This window comes from Streptomyces mobaraensis (assembly GCF_020099395.1).
In the GTDB taxonomy this organism is placed as follows: domain Bacteria; phylum Actinomycetota; class Actinomycetes; order Streptomycetales; family Streptomycetaceae; genus Streptomyces.
The window spans coordinates 1,208,937-1,221,747 of record NZ_CP083590.1; the positions used below are offsets into that span (position 1 = coordinate 1,208,937).

General features: G+C 72.1%; 13 protein-coding genes. 4 read left to right on the forward strand and 9 right to left on the reverse strand.

All coding sequences use genetic code 11. The features are described from left to right. The first annotated feature begins 85 nt into the window (after nucleotides 1-85). The gene (locus K7I03_RS05010; protein ID WP_185943399.1) at nucleotides 86-853 is read left to right on the forward strand and encodes an enoyl-CoA hydratase/isomerase family protein; all 768 of its coding nucleotides are present in this window, start codon (nucleotides 86-88) and stop codon (nucleotides 851-853) included. 7 nt (nucleotides 854-860) lie between these two features. Here the strand turns inward: K7I03_RS05010 and K7I03_RS05015 are convergent, their stop codons facing one another. Both K7I03_RS05015 and K7I03_RS05020 read right to left on the reverse strand, forming a co-directional pair. After that, entirely contained in the window at nucleotides 861-1,490 is a 630-nt protein-coding gene (locus tag K7I03_RS05015) for a DJ-1/PfpI family protein (RefSeq protein WP_185943400.1), read from the reverse strand. 66 nt (nucleotides 1,491-1,556) lie between these two features. Further along, nucleotides 1,557-2,522 (reverse strand): GlxA family transcriptional regulator, encoded by a 966-nt coding sequence (locus tag K7I03_RS05020; protein WP_185943401.1) that lies wholly within the window; start codon nucleotides 2,520-2,522, stop codon nucleotides 1,557-1,559. A gap of 165 nt (nucleotides 2,523-2,687) precedes the next feature. Here K7I03_RS05020 and K7I03_RS05025 point away from each other — a divergent pair, with 165 nt between their 5' ends. Further along, nucleotides 2,688-3,575: an SCO6745 family protein gene (locus K7I03_RS05025; RefSeq protein WP_224346891.1), complete on the forward strand. Its 888-nt coding sequence runs from the start codon at nucleotides 2,688-2,690 to the stop codon at nucleotides 3,573-3,575. A gap of 75 nt (nucleotides 3,576-3,650) precedes the next feature. Beyond that, entirely contained in the window at nucleotides 3,651-5,993 is a 2,343-nt protein-coding gene (locus tag K7I03_RS05030; RefSeq protein WP_185943402.1) for a Tex family protein, read from the forward strand. A gap of 849 nt (nucleotides 5,994-6,842) precedes the next feature. On the opposite strand, the gene K7I03_RS05035 is transcribed toward K7I03_RS05030, so the two are convergent. The 3 genes from K7I03_RS05035 to K7I03_RS05045 are packed head-to-tail and all read right to left on the reverse strand — an operon-like array spanning nucleotide 6,843 to nucleotide 7,388. Continuing rightward, nucleotides 6,843-7,022 carry a hypothetical protein gene (locus K7I03_RS05035; RefSeq protein ID WP_185943403.1) on the reverse strand — a complete coding sequence of 60 codons (180 nt, stop codon included), beginning with the start codon at nucleotides 7,020-7,022 and terminating at the stop codon, nucleotides 6,843-6,845. Then, complete coding sequence (locus tag K7I03_RS05040) at nucleotides 7,019-7,234, reverse strand: hypothetical protein (RefSeq protein ID WP_224346892.1); 216 nt, start codon at nucleotides 7,232-7,234, stop codon at nucleotides 7,019-7,021. Before K7I03_RS05040 ends, K7I03_RS05035 begins: the two co-directional genes overlap by 4 nt. After that, a complete protein-coding gene (locus K7I03_RS05045; protein ID WP_185943600.1) occupies nucleotides 7,227-7,388 on the reverse strand; it encodes a hypothetical protein in 162 nt (53 codons plus the stop codon). The genes K7I03_RS05040 and K7I03_RS05045 overlap by 8 nt, the downstream gene beginning before the upstream one ends. A gap of 255 nt (nucleotides 7,389-7,643) precedes the next feature. Between K7I03_RS05045 and K7I03_RS05050 the strand changes: the two genes are divergently transcribed. Further along, complete coding sequence (locus tag K7I03_RS05050; protein WP_185943404.1) at nucleotides 7,644-8,612, forward strand: helix-turn-helix domain-containing protein; 969 nt, start codon at nucleotides 7,644-7,646, stop codon at nucleotides 8,610-8,612. Between the two features lie 269 nt (nucleotides 8,613-8,881). Here the strand turns inward: K7I03_RS05050 and K7I03_RS05055 are convergent, their stop codons facing one another. From K7I03_RS05055 to K7I03_RS05070, 4 genes are all read right to left on the reverse strand, one after another. Next, entirely contained in the window at nucleotides 8,882-9,580 is a 699-nt protein-coding gene (locus K7I03_RS05055; RefSeq protein ID WP_185943405.1) for an SDR family NAD(P)-dependent oxidoreductase, read from the reverse strand. 178 nt (nucleotides 9,581-9,758) lie between these two features. After that, nucleotides 9,759-10,373: a hypothetical protein gene (locus tag K7I03_RS05060; protein WP_224346893.1), complete on the reverse strand. Its 615-nt coding sequence runs from the start codon at nucleotides 10,371-10,373 to the stop codon at nucleotides 9,759-9,761. A gap of 45 nt (nucleotides 10,374-10,418) precedes the next feature. Further along, entirely contained in the window at nucleotides 10,419-10,988 is a 570-nt protein-coding gene (locus K7I03_RS05065) for an epoxide hydrolase family protein (protein ID WP_224346894.1), read from the reverse strand. Between the two features lie 404 nt (nucleotides 10,989-11,392). After that, nucleotides 11,393-12,811 carry a M1 family metallopeptidase gene (locus tag K7I03_RS05070; RefSeq protein WP_185943406.1) on the reverse strand — a complete coding sequence of 473 codons (1,419 nt, stop codon included), beginning with the start codon at nucleotides 12,809-12,811 and terminating at the stop codon, nucleotides 11,393-11,395.

Genomic DNA, 12,811 nt, shown 5'->3' on the forward strand with positions numbered 1-12,811 from the left:
GAACGCTCCGGACCAGGTCGCTTCGCCCGCACTCGCGGGCGTTCCCCGGCGAACCACCCCCTGCCGTCCGGTTAGCATCCGTCGCATGGAGCCCGCACTGCACCTGGACGTCGCCGGCGGCACGGCGACGATCCGCATCGCCCACCCCGCCAAGCGGAACGCCATGACACCCGCCATGTGGCGGGCGCTCCCCCCGCTGCTGGAGCGCTGCGCCGCGGACCCGGACGTCCGGGTCCTGGTACTCACCGGCGAGGGCGACACCTTCTGCGCGGGCGCCGACATCGCCTCCCTCACCGCGGGCGGCGAGGGCGACCCGCGCGACCTGGCCGTCGCCGCCGAGGAGGCGCTGGCCGCCTTCCCCAAACCGACGCTCGCGGCCGTGCGCGGCCACTGCGTCGGCGGCGGCTGCCAGCTCGCCGTCGCCTGCGACCTCCGGTTCGCCGCCGAGGGCGCCCTCTTCGGCGTCACCCCGGCCCGGCTGGGCGTCGTCTACGCGGCCTCGTCCACCCGCCGGCTCACCGGCCTGGTCGGCCCGGCGGCCGCCCGGTACCTGCTGTACTCCGCCGAACTCATCGGCACGGAAAGGGCGTTGCGCACCGGCCTGGTGGACGAGGTGTGGGCGCCGGACGAACTGGACGCCCGGGTCGCCGGGTTCGCCCGGCTGCTCGCCTCCCGCTCCCAGCTCACCCAGGCCGCCGCGAAGGAGTTCACCCGGCCCGGGCCGGTGCCGGCGGAGCGCGTCGCCCACTGGGCGGAGCTCGGGCACGCCAGCGCCGATCTGACGGAGGGGGTCACGGCGTTCCTGGAGCGCAGGGAGCCGCGGTTCACCTGGAGTGTGCCGGCCGGGAACTGACTGCCCGTCACTCCTTGCCGCGCACCCGCTTCCACTCGGCCACGAGCTCGGCGGGGGCCGAGTGGACCGACCCCGCCGAGTACGGCGGCCGGGGGTCGTACTCGACGATCAGCTGGATCGACTGCGCCGTGCGGTCGTCCGCCAGCCGGCCCGCCAGGGTCAGGCCCATGTCGATCCCGGCGGAGACGCCGGCGGCCGTCACGTACTTGCCGTCGGTCACCACCCGCTCGTCGGCCGGCTCGGCGCCGTACCCGGCGAGCTGCGGCCGCGAGAGCCAGTGGCCCGTGGCCCGGCGGCCCGTCAGCAACCCGGCCGCCCCGAGGATCAGCGCGCCGGTGCACACGGACGTCGTCCAGCGCGAGTGGCGGTCCGCCGTGCGCAGCCAGCCGTGCACGGGACCGGGCTCCAGGGGGAGGTTGGCCTCGGGGCCGCCCGGTATGACGATCACGTCGGGGTCGGTGACCTCGTCGAACGCGGCGTCGGCGACCAGGGTGAGCATGTCCCGGTCGTCGCGCACGGGCCCGCGCCGCTCGGCGACGAGGACCGCCTCGGCGCCGGGGAGCCGGCTCAGGATCTCGTAGGGGCCGGTGACGTCGAGAACGGTGAAACCGGGGAAGAGGAGGATGGCGATCCGCACGGGTGGCCTTTCGGGTGGGTCTTTCTGTGGCATCAGGTGGCCGGTGGCGTCAGGCGTTCGGTGGCATCAGGTGGCGGCGGGGCGGACGCCGCGCCGGTACGCGCCCGGCGGTGCGTCCAGGGCGCGCCGGAACGCCCGGCGCATCGCCTCGGGCGTGCCGTAGCCGCAGCGCCGGGAGATCTCCTCGACGCCGTCCGTCGTCTCCTCCAGCAGCCGCCGGGCCGTCTCCAGCCGCACCCGGCCGACGTAGCGGCCGGGCGGTACGCCGACCTCCGCCCGGAAGGCCCGGGCGAAGTGGCGCGGCGACAGCCCGGCGCGGGCCGCGAGGGCCTCGACGCTCAGGTCGGCGCCGGGGTGTTCGGCGATCCACTGCTGGAGGTCCCGCAGCCCGGGGCGGCGGGGGGTCTGCGCGGCGAGCTGGGCGCTGAACTGCCGCTGGCCGCCCGGGCGCCGGAGGTAGACGACCAGGTAGCGGGCGACCGCGAGGGCGACGGCCCGGCCGAGGTCCTCCTCGACCAGCGCCAGCGCGAGGTCCACGCCGGCCGTCACCCCGGCCGAGGTGGCGACGCTGCCGTCCCGTACGTACACGGGCTCGGTCTCCAGCCGGACGGCGGGGAAACGCGCGGCGAAGCCGTCGCAGTACGCCCAGTGGGTGGTGGCCCGGCGGCCGTCCAGCAGTCCGGCGGCGGCCAGCAGGAACGCCCCCGTGCACACGGAGACCAGCCGGCCGGCGCGCGGACCGTGTGCGCGCAGCAGCCCGACGAGCCGCGGGTCCGGATCGGTGACGCCCCGGCCGCCGGGGACGAGCAGCACGTCCGGGGCGGGCGCGGTGTCCAGGGCGCCGTCGGGCGTCAGCAGCAGGCCGCTGCCGGTGCGCACCGGCCGGCCGTCCACGGTGGCGGTCCGCACCCGGTACGCGCCGGGGTCGCCGACCGTCGCCCCGGCCTGGGTGAACACTTCGAGCGGGCCGGTGACGTCGAGGCTCTGGACCCCCTCGTGGAGGACGATGAGCACGGTGCGGCGAGGCGTCATGATCACATGCTGGTCCCGGGGGCGGGCGGCGGCAATGACGTCCTTCCCACCTTTCCTGCCTTCCTGCCTTTCCTGCCACGGCGGACGCCCTTGCCGGACGTTCCCGGGCGCTTTCCGGTCCTCCGCTCTTCCGCGCCGGGCCGCCCGCCGCCTAGCGTGCGGGGCATGACCACTTCCGTGATCCTTTCCGCCGGCCGCCGCTGCCAGACCGCGCTCGAAGCCGTGCACGTCTTCTCGTACTTCAGCCCCGAGACCGCCCGGGAGTTCGCCGCGTTCGGCGTGGAGGACGGGCACACCCGGTACTTCGCCGAGCGGGCCGGCGCCATGGGGCGCGTCGGGGCGGGCGCGGTGACGGCCGCGTTCCACGTGTTCAAGCACGAGCTGGTGGCCCGTCACGTGCCGGCGGTGTGGGAGCGGGTGGCGCCGGAGGAGGCGGTGACCGCACGGCTGCGCGCCTGCGACGCGGCCCTGCGCCGGATGCTCGGGGACGAGGCCATAGCGTCGCCGGAGATCGCCGAGGCCGCGGAGCTCGCGCTGCGCGCGGCGGAGGCGGGCGAGCGCGCGTCCCGGCCGCTGTACGCCGCCCAGGCGGACCAGCCCGTTCCCGACGCCCCGCACCTGGCCCTGTGGCACGCGGCGACCCTGCTCCGTGAGCACCGCGGCGGCGGACACCTGGCGGCGCTGGCCGGTGCCGGTCTCGACCCCGTCGAGGCGCTGGTCAGCCATGCGGCCGGGCGGGAGGGCAGTGCGCTGTCCCGGCGGCTGCTGCGCACCCGCGGGTGGAGCGCGGAGGAGCTGGAGGAGGGCGCGCGGCGGCTGCGCGAGCGCGGGCTGTTCACGGCCGACGGGACGCTCACCCCGGCGGGCGCGGAGCTGCGGCGGGACGTCGAGGAGGCGACCGACCGGCTGGACGCCGGGCCGTGGGAGCACCTGGGCGCGGCGGGCACGGAGCGGCTGACGGAGCTGGCCGGGGAGCTGGCCGCCCGGATCGCGGCCGCCGGAGGATCGCCGACGGGTTCCCCGCGCCCGGCGGACGGCTCCGCCCAGGGCTGAGCCGGGGGCGGCGCGGCCCGCGTTGTCCGAGGCACCTGCCACAATGCGAAGCGCAGTCCGAAGAGAAAGCGGAGCGTGATCGTGACGGCAACCGGTACGTCGGTCGAAGGCAGGATCGCCGAGGAGCTCGGCGTACAGGAGCGGCAGGTGAAGGCGGCCGTCGACTTGCTCGACGGCGGGGCGACCGTGCCGTTCGTCGCCCGGTACCGCAAGGAGGCGACCGGCGCGCTGGACGACGCCCAGCTCCGCACCCTGGAGGAGCGGCTGCGCTACCTGCGGGAGCTGGAGGAGCGGCGGGCCGCCGTCCTGGAGTCGGTGCGCGCGCAGGGCAAGCTGGACGCCGCGCTGGAGGCGCGGATCCGCGAGGCCGACTCCAAGGCCCGGCTGGAGGACATCTACCTGCCGTTCAAGCCGAAGCGGCGGACGAAGGCGCAGATCGCCCGCGAGGCGGGGCTCGAACCGCTGGCCGAGGGGCTGCTGGCCGACCCGGGCGTCGAACCGCTCGCCGCTGCCGCCGCCTTCGTCGACGCGGACAAGGGCGTCGCCGACCCGGCCGCCGCGCTGGAGGGCGCCCGGGCGATCCTCACCGAGCGGTTCGCCGAGGACGCGGACCTGATCGGCGAGCTGCGCGAGCGGATGTGGACGCGGGGCCGGCTGGTCGCCAAGGTGCGGTCGGGGAAGGAGGAGGCGGGCGCCAAGTTCGCCGACTACTTCGACTTCGCCGAGCCGTTCACCGAACTGCCCTCGCACCGGGTGCTCGCCATGCTGCGCGGTGAGAAGGAAGAGGTGCTCGACCTCGTCCTGGAGCCGGAGCCGGCCGGTGAGGCGGCGGCGGGCCCCAGCGCGTACGAGCAGGCCGTCGCCCGCCGGTTCGGCGTGGCCGACCGGGGCCGGCCGGGCGACAAGTGGCTGGCCGACACGGTCCGCTGGGCCTGGCGCACCCGCATCCTCGTCCACCTCGGCATCGACCTGCGGCTGCGGCTGCGCCAGGCCGCCGAGGACGAGGCGGTCCGCGTCTTCGCCGCCAACCTGCGCGACCTGCTGCTCGCCGCCCCGGCCGGCACCCGCGCCACGATGGGCCTCGACCCGGGCTTCCGTACGGGCGTGAAGGTCGCCGTCGTCGACGCCACCGGCAAGGTCGCGGCCACGGAGACCATCTACCCGCACGTCCCGCAGAACAAGTGGGACGCCTCCCTGGCCACCCTCGCCCGGCTCGCGAAGGAGCACGGCGTCGAGCTCGTCGCCATCGGCAACGGCACGGCCTCCCGGGAGACGGACCGGCTGGCCGCCGACCTGATCGGACGTCACCCCGAACTCGGCCTCACCAAGGTGATGGTCTCCGAGGCGGGCGCCTCGGTGTACTCCGCCTCCGCGTTCGCCTCGCAGGAGCTGCCGGGGATGGACGTGTCGCTGCGCGGCGCGGTGTCCATCGCGCGGCGGCTCCAGGACCCGCTGGCCGAGCTGGTGAAGATCGACCCCAAGTCGATCGGGGTCGGCCAGTACCAGCACGACCTGTCCGAGGTGAAGCTGTCGCGCTCGCTCGACGCGGTCGTCGAGGACTGCGTCAACGGCGTCGGCGTCGACGTCAACACGGCGTCTGCGCCACTGCTCTCCCGCGTCTCCGGCATCAGCTCCGGCCTCGCCGACAACATCGTCGCCCACCGCGACGCGAACGGCCCCTTCCGCTCCCGCAAGGCGCTCAAGGACGTGGCCCGGCTCGGCCCCAAGGCGTACGAGCAGTGCGCCGGCTTCCTCCGCATCCGCGGGGGTGACGATCCGCTGGACGGATCCAGCGTGCACCCCGAGGCGTACCCGGTGGTGCGGGCCATGGCCAAGCGGACGGGGAACGAGGTCGCGGCCCTCATCGGCAACACGGGTGTGCTGCGGTCGCTGCGGGCCGAGGAGTTCGTCGACGATTCGTTCGGCCTGCCGACCGTGACGGACATCCTGCGCGAGCTGGAGAAGCCGGGGCGGGATCCGCGGCCCGCCTTCCGGACGGCCTCCTTCAAGGAGGGGGTCGAGAAGATCGGGGATCTGGCGAGCGGGATGATCCTGGAGGGGGTCGTCACGAACGTCGCCGCTTTCGGGGCGTTCGTGGACGTCGGTGTCCATCAGGACGGGCTGGTGCATGTGTCCGCGATGTCGCGGAACTTCGTCAAGGATCCGCGGGATGTGGTCAAGCCCGGGGACATCGTGCGGGTGAAGGTGCTGGAGGTCGACATTCCGCGGAAGCGGATCTCGTTGACGCTGCGGCTGGACGACGAGGCGTCGGCTTCGGCGCGGCGGGAGCCGCGGGAGAACCGGCGCGGGGGTGCGCCGCGTCAGCAGCGGCGGGAGGCTTCCGCGCCGGCGGCGGGTGGGGCGATGGCGGACGCGCTGCGGCGCGCGGGGCTCGTGCGGCCGGAGGGCCGTCGGTAGGGAGCCCCAGCCCCGCCCTTTCACCGTTTCTCGCGGGGGCAAGCCCCCGCACCCCCGAAACCGCGCTCCGCGCGGTTGTCCTCAAACGCCGGACGGGCTGAATAGCCAGCCCGTCCGGCGTTTGAGGACGAGCGGCGAAGCCGCGATCAGAGGGTCCGGGGGGGCTTGCCCCCAGAAGGGTAGGGCGACCTGGTCAGAGCACGCGAAAGCCCCGATCCGGCGCGGGGAGCACCAGACCGGGGCCATCTGTCAGCGAGGGCGCGCCGCCTCGCTCGTGCACTTGCTGCAGACGTACCGGGAGCGGAGCACGAGCCGCATGGCACCAGGATCCTTGTGGATCTTGCAGAGCCAAGACAGTTCGGAGTCTTCCGGTAGGTCGTGTTTCAGGAACTGTCGCAGCGTGGCGCGCACGCCGTGACCCTCCGGGATGTCGCTACTTGTCATCTCCCTGACTGTCCTCGTCGCTGTTGGTGTCCGGGTCGGCGACGACGATTTCCTCGTTGGCGCCCAGGTCGTATCCGTTGACTTCCTCCGTGCCCATGACGGCCCTCTCTCGGTTGTATCGGGTATGGCGCGGGGCGCGAAACCCCCTCTTCGGTGGTGCTGCCCGTCCGGCCGGCTCCGCTTCGCGGGACGTGCGACCGCACGGACGCCGGTTCCTGTCTCTCCGCTAGGGATGGGCGTCCAGCAAGGAGACAGGGGTCTAGGTGGTGGGATGGACCCCCTGGACGGCGAGCCAGATGGCGAGCGTCACAGCGGCCCCGAGGAGGCCCAGGAACAGCAGTCCCTCCACGTGCCCGCTCCAGTCGCGCCATGAGCCGCCAGACGGCCCCCTGTGGCGCCGCCGGGTCATCGGCCGCACCGCTTGTGGGGCATCCGGAGGTGGTCCTCCCTGCTGTCCCGGTAGTTCGCCAACTCCGCCTTGAGGCGCACCCGTTCCCACCTGTCCGGGGCGTTGCGCACCCGCTTTTCCGCCTTGGCGATCATCTCGTCCCACCAGGCGCACGACTCGCAGCCGCTATCCCTCATCGGCGCCCCTCCTGGTTCAGCTTGATCACCCGGGCGCGCAGACGGTCCGTGGAGTTGGCTCGGCGGTATGCCGTCGGGTGCCAGACCCGCCCGCCCTCCGGAGGACGCAGGGTGAGCTGTCGGGTGTCGTAGTCCCAGCCGACCGCCACCCCGAGCTGATCGTGCTCGGTGTCCAAGATCAGTTCGAGCGGCTGGGGGATCCAGTCAGCCACGATGCGCCCCCTCCCGGCGCAGCAGCTCCGCGCGGTTCCAGTCGCCCGAGCGTTCGGCGGCGTGCCGCGCGTCGGTGATCCGGGTGCACTCGGTGCACGGGTGGTGGGGGTTGGGCACCAGGACGGGGCGGAGGGACATGTGTGTGTCGCTCACGCGGCACCCCCTGGGGTGACCTCGCCGTAGCGCGCGATGACGAAGTGCTTGCCTTGCCCGGCGCCCGTTCTGGGGTGTCCATGCCTAAGCTCTGTCATGGCTGCCTGCCTCTTTCAGGTGGTCCACGCCCCCGGACGTTCGTCGCGTCGCGGGGATGCTTGCGTCTGACCATGCTTCGACGTGCAGCGCTCACACGGGAGTTGACCAGGGGTGACTACTCTGGAAGCACCACCAGTCAACCCTTAGAGGTTTACGATGAGTGACTTTGCTGATCTTGCTCGTAGGGCACTGCGGGATAGCGGCTATTCCATGAAGGCCGCCGCGCGTGCGATGAATTACGATGCCGCCTATTTGTCGCGAGTGCTCAACGGCAAACAGAACCCGTCGGCAAAGCTTGCGGCATCAGTGGATGAGCTTGTCGGAGCAGGGGGCGCATTGGCTGCGACTGTGCTGGACGATGACAAAAAGTCAAGGGTCACCCGAAGTGCTGCCAACCCTTCGCGTCTGGATGCCGGAACCGTGGATGCACTTGCAGGAGTTTTGGCCGCCTACCGGCGATTGGACGACTCGGTAGAGCCAAAGTCTGTCATACCAGCGACCATGACTCAGGTGAAGGAAGTCACCCGAATCCTCCGGGGTGCCCGGGGGCCGTACAGGGACCGGCTCGCCGAAGTCGTCTCCGAGTGGGTCCAGTTCGGGGGGTGGATGCTCGCTCAAGTCCGCAAGGATGACCAAGCGGTAGGGCTGCTTAATGACGCTCTGGAATTGGCGGACGAAATCGGCAACGGTACCCTTGCGGCCCAAGCCCTGAATTTCAAGGGCTACATCGCCCGGCAGCAGAACAGGCCGCAGGGAATCGCCCGCTGGTTCTCTGCCGCTGCCAACACCCCGGGTGCGCACCCGGCCCAGCGAATCGGGGACTACCTTCAAGCAGCAGCCGGAATGGCGTCCCTGGGAGAACGTGATGCGGCGCTACGCTTGGTCGAAGACGCGGAGAAATTGACGGATAAGGCGGCTTCCCTCCCCCCGCCGGATACCGCCTACTGGCTGACGCCCGCATTCAACCGTTTGAACATGGGGCTCTGCACTCTTGAACTCGGGCGTTACAGCGAGGCGACTGACCATCTGAGGTCCGGCCTCGCCGGACTGCCCGAAGAACTCCGGGACGCCCCTTGGTCATGGGAGCACAAGGACGCTCTGCGGAGGGCCGTAGAAGCGGCCTAGAACTCATAACGAAAGATCTCCAAGGTGGTTGGATCACTCCTGGATTGGTGATCTGGGGGGGGTGCGGGGTGGCGCGGTTGAAGCCGTGGGAAGTCGACGACCAGCTGTGGGCGGTGATCGAGCCGCTGCTGCCGGCGATCAGTGGCTTCACGCCGAGAGCCCAGACGAGGCCGTGGTACTTGTCGTGGTCGTAGCCACGGTCGCCCAACACCGCGTCCGTATCCCGGGTGTGGAGGGGGCGGCACCGCGATGAGGATGCCGCTGATGCTCTACCAGGGAACGTCGCCCTGGCGGTCGGTGAAGGTGCCGGTCGGTCCGTCGGTGTCGATCAGTGCGGCGCGGACGATGGCCTCGGCTCCTTCGGCGACGGTCTGGATGCCCGTATTGCCGTTGAGGTCGGTGGCGGTGAAGCCGGGGTCGACGACGTTGATCCGCAGGTCCGGGTAGACCTTGGCGTACTGGACGGTGAGCATCGAGACCGCGGCCTTGGAGGCGTTGTAGGCGGGCGAGGCGAACTGGCCCTCCATACGCGTCGGATCGGTGGTGCGCGCGAAGGAGCCGAGGCCGCTACCGACGTTGACCACGATGCCTTTGCCGCGCTGCAGCAGCGGTGCGAAGGCGTGCATCATCCGCACGACGCCGACGACGTTGGTGTCCAGGACGGTGAGCATGTCCGTCCCGGTGGGCCCGTCGTCGTCGGACGGGTCGGCGATACCGGCGTTGTTCACCAGCACGTCCAGCGCCCCGCTCTCGGCCTCCACCTGCTCGGCTGCCGCCTTCACCGAGGCGTCATCGGTGATGTCGATGACCAGCGGCCGGGCGTTCGCACCGAGCTGTCGGGCCGCCTGCTCGGCCTTCTCCTGGCTGCGAGCCCCGAGGTAGAGGGTGTGCCCGGCCTCGATGAGCTGCCGCGCGGTCTCGAAGCCCAGGCCCTTGTTGGCCCCTGTGATCAGTGTCGTCGTGCTCATGGCTCTGCTCCTTGGGTGCCGGCCGCACAGCGCCGACACGGCGTCGTCTCTCACGCAGGGCATCGGTGCGTGACCTGGCGGTCGCACCACGTTTTGAGCGTACGTGTTCCCGTCGCTCCGCGCGCTTGCGCAGCCCACCGTAGGGACGATGTAGGCCGGCCGGTGTCCTCTTTACAGCTCAGCGCAGGGGACGGAAGGTCTGCCGGATGTCGTGGACCCAGGCGCCCGGGTTCTCCCAGGGGCCGAAGTGGCCGCCCCGCTGGTGCACGTTCACCTCGCGCAGATCGCCGTAGACGTGCGGGGTCATGCCCTGGCGGATGGCTGCGTCGTACTGCTCGGGGGTGTCGATGCCCGGGGAGGAGTGGTCGCCCAGGTGGAAGGTGAAGCTGGTGGGCACGGTGATGGCCGGGGCGGTCCAGCGGTCCTTCGGCTCCGGGTAGAGGTGGGCGTTCTTGTAGGCGCGGATCGAGGAGCCGATGGACTGGGTGACCCAGTAGATCGTGGCCGTGGTCAGGATGTGCTCGTCGGGGTAGACGTCCTCGAAGACGGCGCTCTGGTCGCTCCAGGACTTCCACCGCTTGAGGATCCAGGCCAGCATCCCGGCGGGTGAGTCGTTCAGGCCGTGGGTGAGGGTCTGGCCGTCCAGGCAGTGCACGGCCAGGTGGGAGGCGAGAGTGTCCCGGAAGCCTTCCAGGTCCGCGACCAGCTGGGGGCTCGCGTCCTCGGGGATGTCCTGGCCGGCGGTGATGTCCCAGTAGCGGTAGCCCTGGAACGCGGGGAGCGGCGCGGGCATGCCCAGGTGGACGCCGATGACCGACTCGGGGTAGCGGTGGGCGAGCTAGGCGGCCACCAGGGCGCCGTAGTCGGAGCCGCAGACCGCGTACCGGTCATGGCCCAGGGTCTCGGTCATCAGGGTGTGGAAGCGGTCGGCCATGTCGACGTAGTTCTCCCGCCCGTTGGTGAGCGGGGTGGAGAAGCCGAAGCCCGGCAGGGACGGGGTGATCACCTCGAAGGCGTCGGCCGGGTCGCCGCCGTGCGCGGCCGGGTCGGCGAGCGGGCCCAGGACGCGGGTCCAGTCGAGGAAGGTCCAGGGCCAGCCGTGGGTGAGGATCAGCGGCGTGGGGGCCGGGCCCTTGCCGGGCTCGCGCACGAAGTGCACCGGGGTTCCGCCGATGTCGAGCCGATGGTGGGTGTATGCGGTGTTCAGGCGCTCCTCGGCGGCCCGCCAGTCGAACCCGTCGGCCCACAATCCCACCAGCCGACGCAGGTACGCCGTGGACAGACCGTACTTCTCGTCCTCGTTGTCCAGGTCGGGGGCGAAGCGGGTGGCTCGCAGCCGGGCCCGCAGGTCGTCCAGCTCATCCTGCGGGATCTCGATCCTGAACCGCGTGAGGTCGTCAGCCGTCATGGCGCCATCCTTCCGAAACCAGCGGTGAAATCCACGAAGGCGACGCTAGAGGGCAATACGGTCAGATTTGGTCCTAGAGGTGACACCACTGCGTGGTTCACCGGACCGGATGCACCCACCTGAAAATCATTAGGCTAGGGGGTCTTAGGGGCCGCAGGGGTCCGACGGCGCCTCGAAATGCGGCCTGACGGTCTCCTTGTCGTGACGTGCTCGCAGCCGGCCGACTCCACCGCGGGACCGGTCGGCAGGCCCGTTGGCACGGCGCGCCTTGGCGGCAGCGAGCTTGTCCGCGTACATCACCGCCGGCCGTCCGCCGGTGCGCCCCAGCGCCTTGGCAGCGTCCGGCCCTGCCCGAGTCCGCCCCTTGAACGAGCTGGCCGAAAGGGGCGGGGCCGGGGCTCGCCTCACCCCCGCCGGAACTCCGGCACCCGCTTCTCGTACAGCCACGGCGCCAGGACGTCCTCCACATCCCGCGCGGCAACGCGCCCCGCGTGCGTGAGGAACCCGGGGGTGTCCGCGCTCCCGCCCCGCCGCGCCTCGTGCCACGTCCGCAGTGTGCGGAAGAAGGGCTCGTCGCCGACGGCCAGGCGGAGGGCGTGCAGGGCGCACGCCCCCCGCACGTACACCCGGTCGTCGAAGAGGTGCCGCCGCCCGGGGTCGGCGATGCGCAGGTTCTGGCGGCGGCCCGCCAGATCCGTCCGGGAGCGGCGGGCGAGGGTGTCGGCGTCGTCCTCGCCGAGGTGTTCGGACCAGAGCCACTCCGCGTAGGTGGCGAAGCCCTCGTTGAGCCAGATGTGCTGCCAGTCGGCGAGGCTGACGCTGTTGCCGAACCACTGGTGGGCCGTCTCGTGGGCGACGAGCGTCTCCCAGCCGCGCCGGCCGTCCATGTGGTTGCGGCCGAAGACGGAGAGGGTCTGGTTCTCGACGGGGGCGGCCAGTTCGGCGTCGACGACGGTGACGCCGTAGGACTCGAAGGGGTAGGGGCCGAAGAGGTCCGTGTAGAGGCGGAGGATGCGGCCCTGGCGGGCGAGGTCGTGGCGGACGCGGTCGACGGCCCCGGCGGGGCAGGCGACGTGCACGGGGACGGGCGCGCCGGAGACGTCCTCCTCGGTCCAGGTCTCGCGGTGGAAGCGGCCGGTGTAGAGGGCGGCGAGGTAGCAGGCCATCGGGCCGGGGTGGTGGTAGGTCCAGCGGGCGGCGCCGTCCTCTTCCCGGTGGTCGACGAGGGAGCCGTTGGCGAGCGCGTCGTAGCCGGCGGGGACGGTGATCTCGAAGGTGTAGGCGGCCTTGTCGTCGGGGCGGTCGTTGCAGGGGAACCAGGACGGCGCCCCCACCGGCTGGGAGGCGACGAGCGTGCCGTCGTGCTCGTCGCCAGTGCGGTCCCAGCCGATCGGGCCGTACGGCGAGTGGACGGGCCGGGGACGTCCGCCGTAGCGGACGTCCAGAACAAAGGGGCGGCCCGGTTCGAGGGTGCGGTCGGCGGTGACGCGGAGTTTGCCGTCGCGGTGGCGGAAGGGGACCGGGCGGTCGTCGAGGAGGACCTCGTCGACCGTGAGTTTCGCCAGGTCGAGTTCGACGGAGTCGAGCGCGCCGTTGGCCGTCGCCTCGATCCGGGCGCGGCCGTCGAGCCGGTGGCGGCGCGGGTCGTAGTCGAGTTCCAGGTGGTAGGCGAGGGTGCGGTGGGCGTACGAGCCGTGCCGCGGGAAGTAGCGCTCCTCGCGGGCGGGCCGGCGGCGGGCGCCGCCGCCCACGGCGGCGGCGGTCACCGGGACGGCCAGCGCCGCGAGGAGGACGCGGCGGCTGCAGGTGTGTCGTGCGCCCAT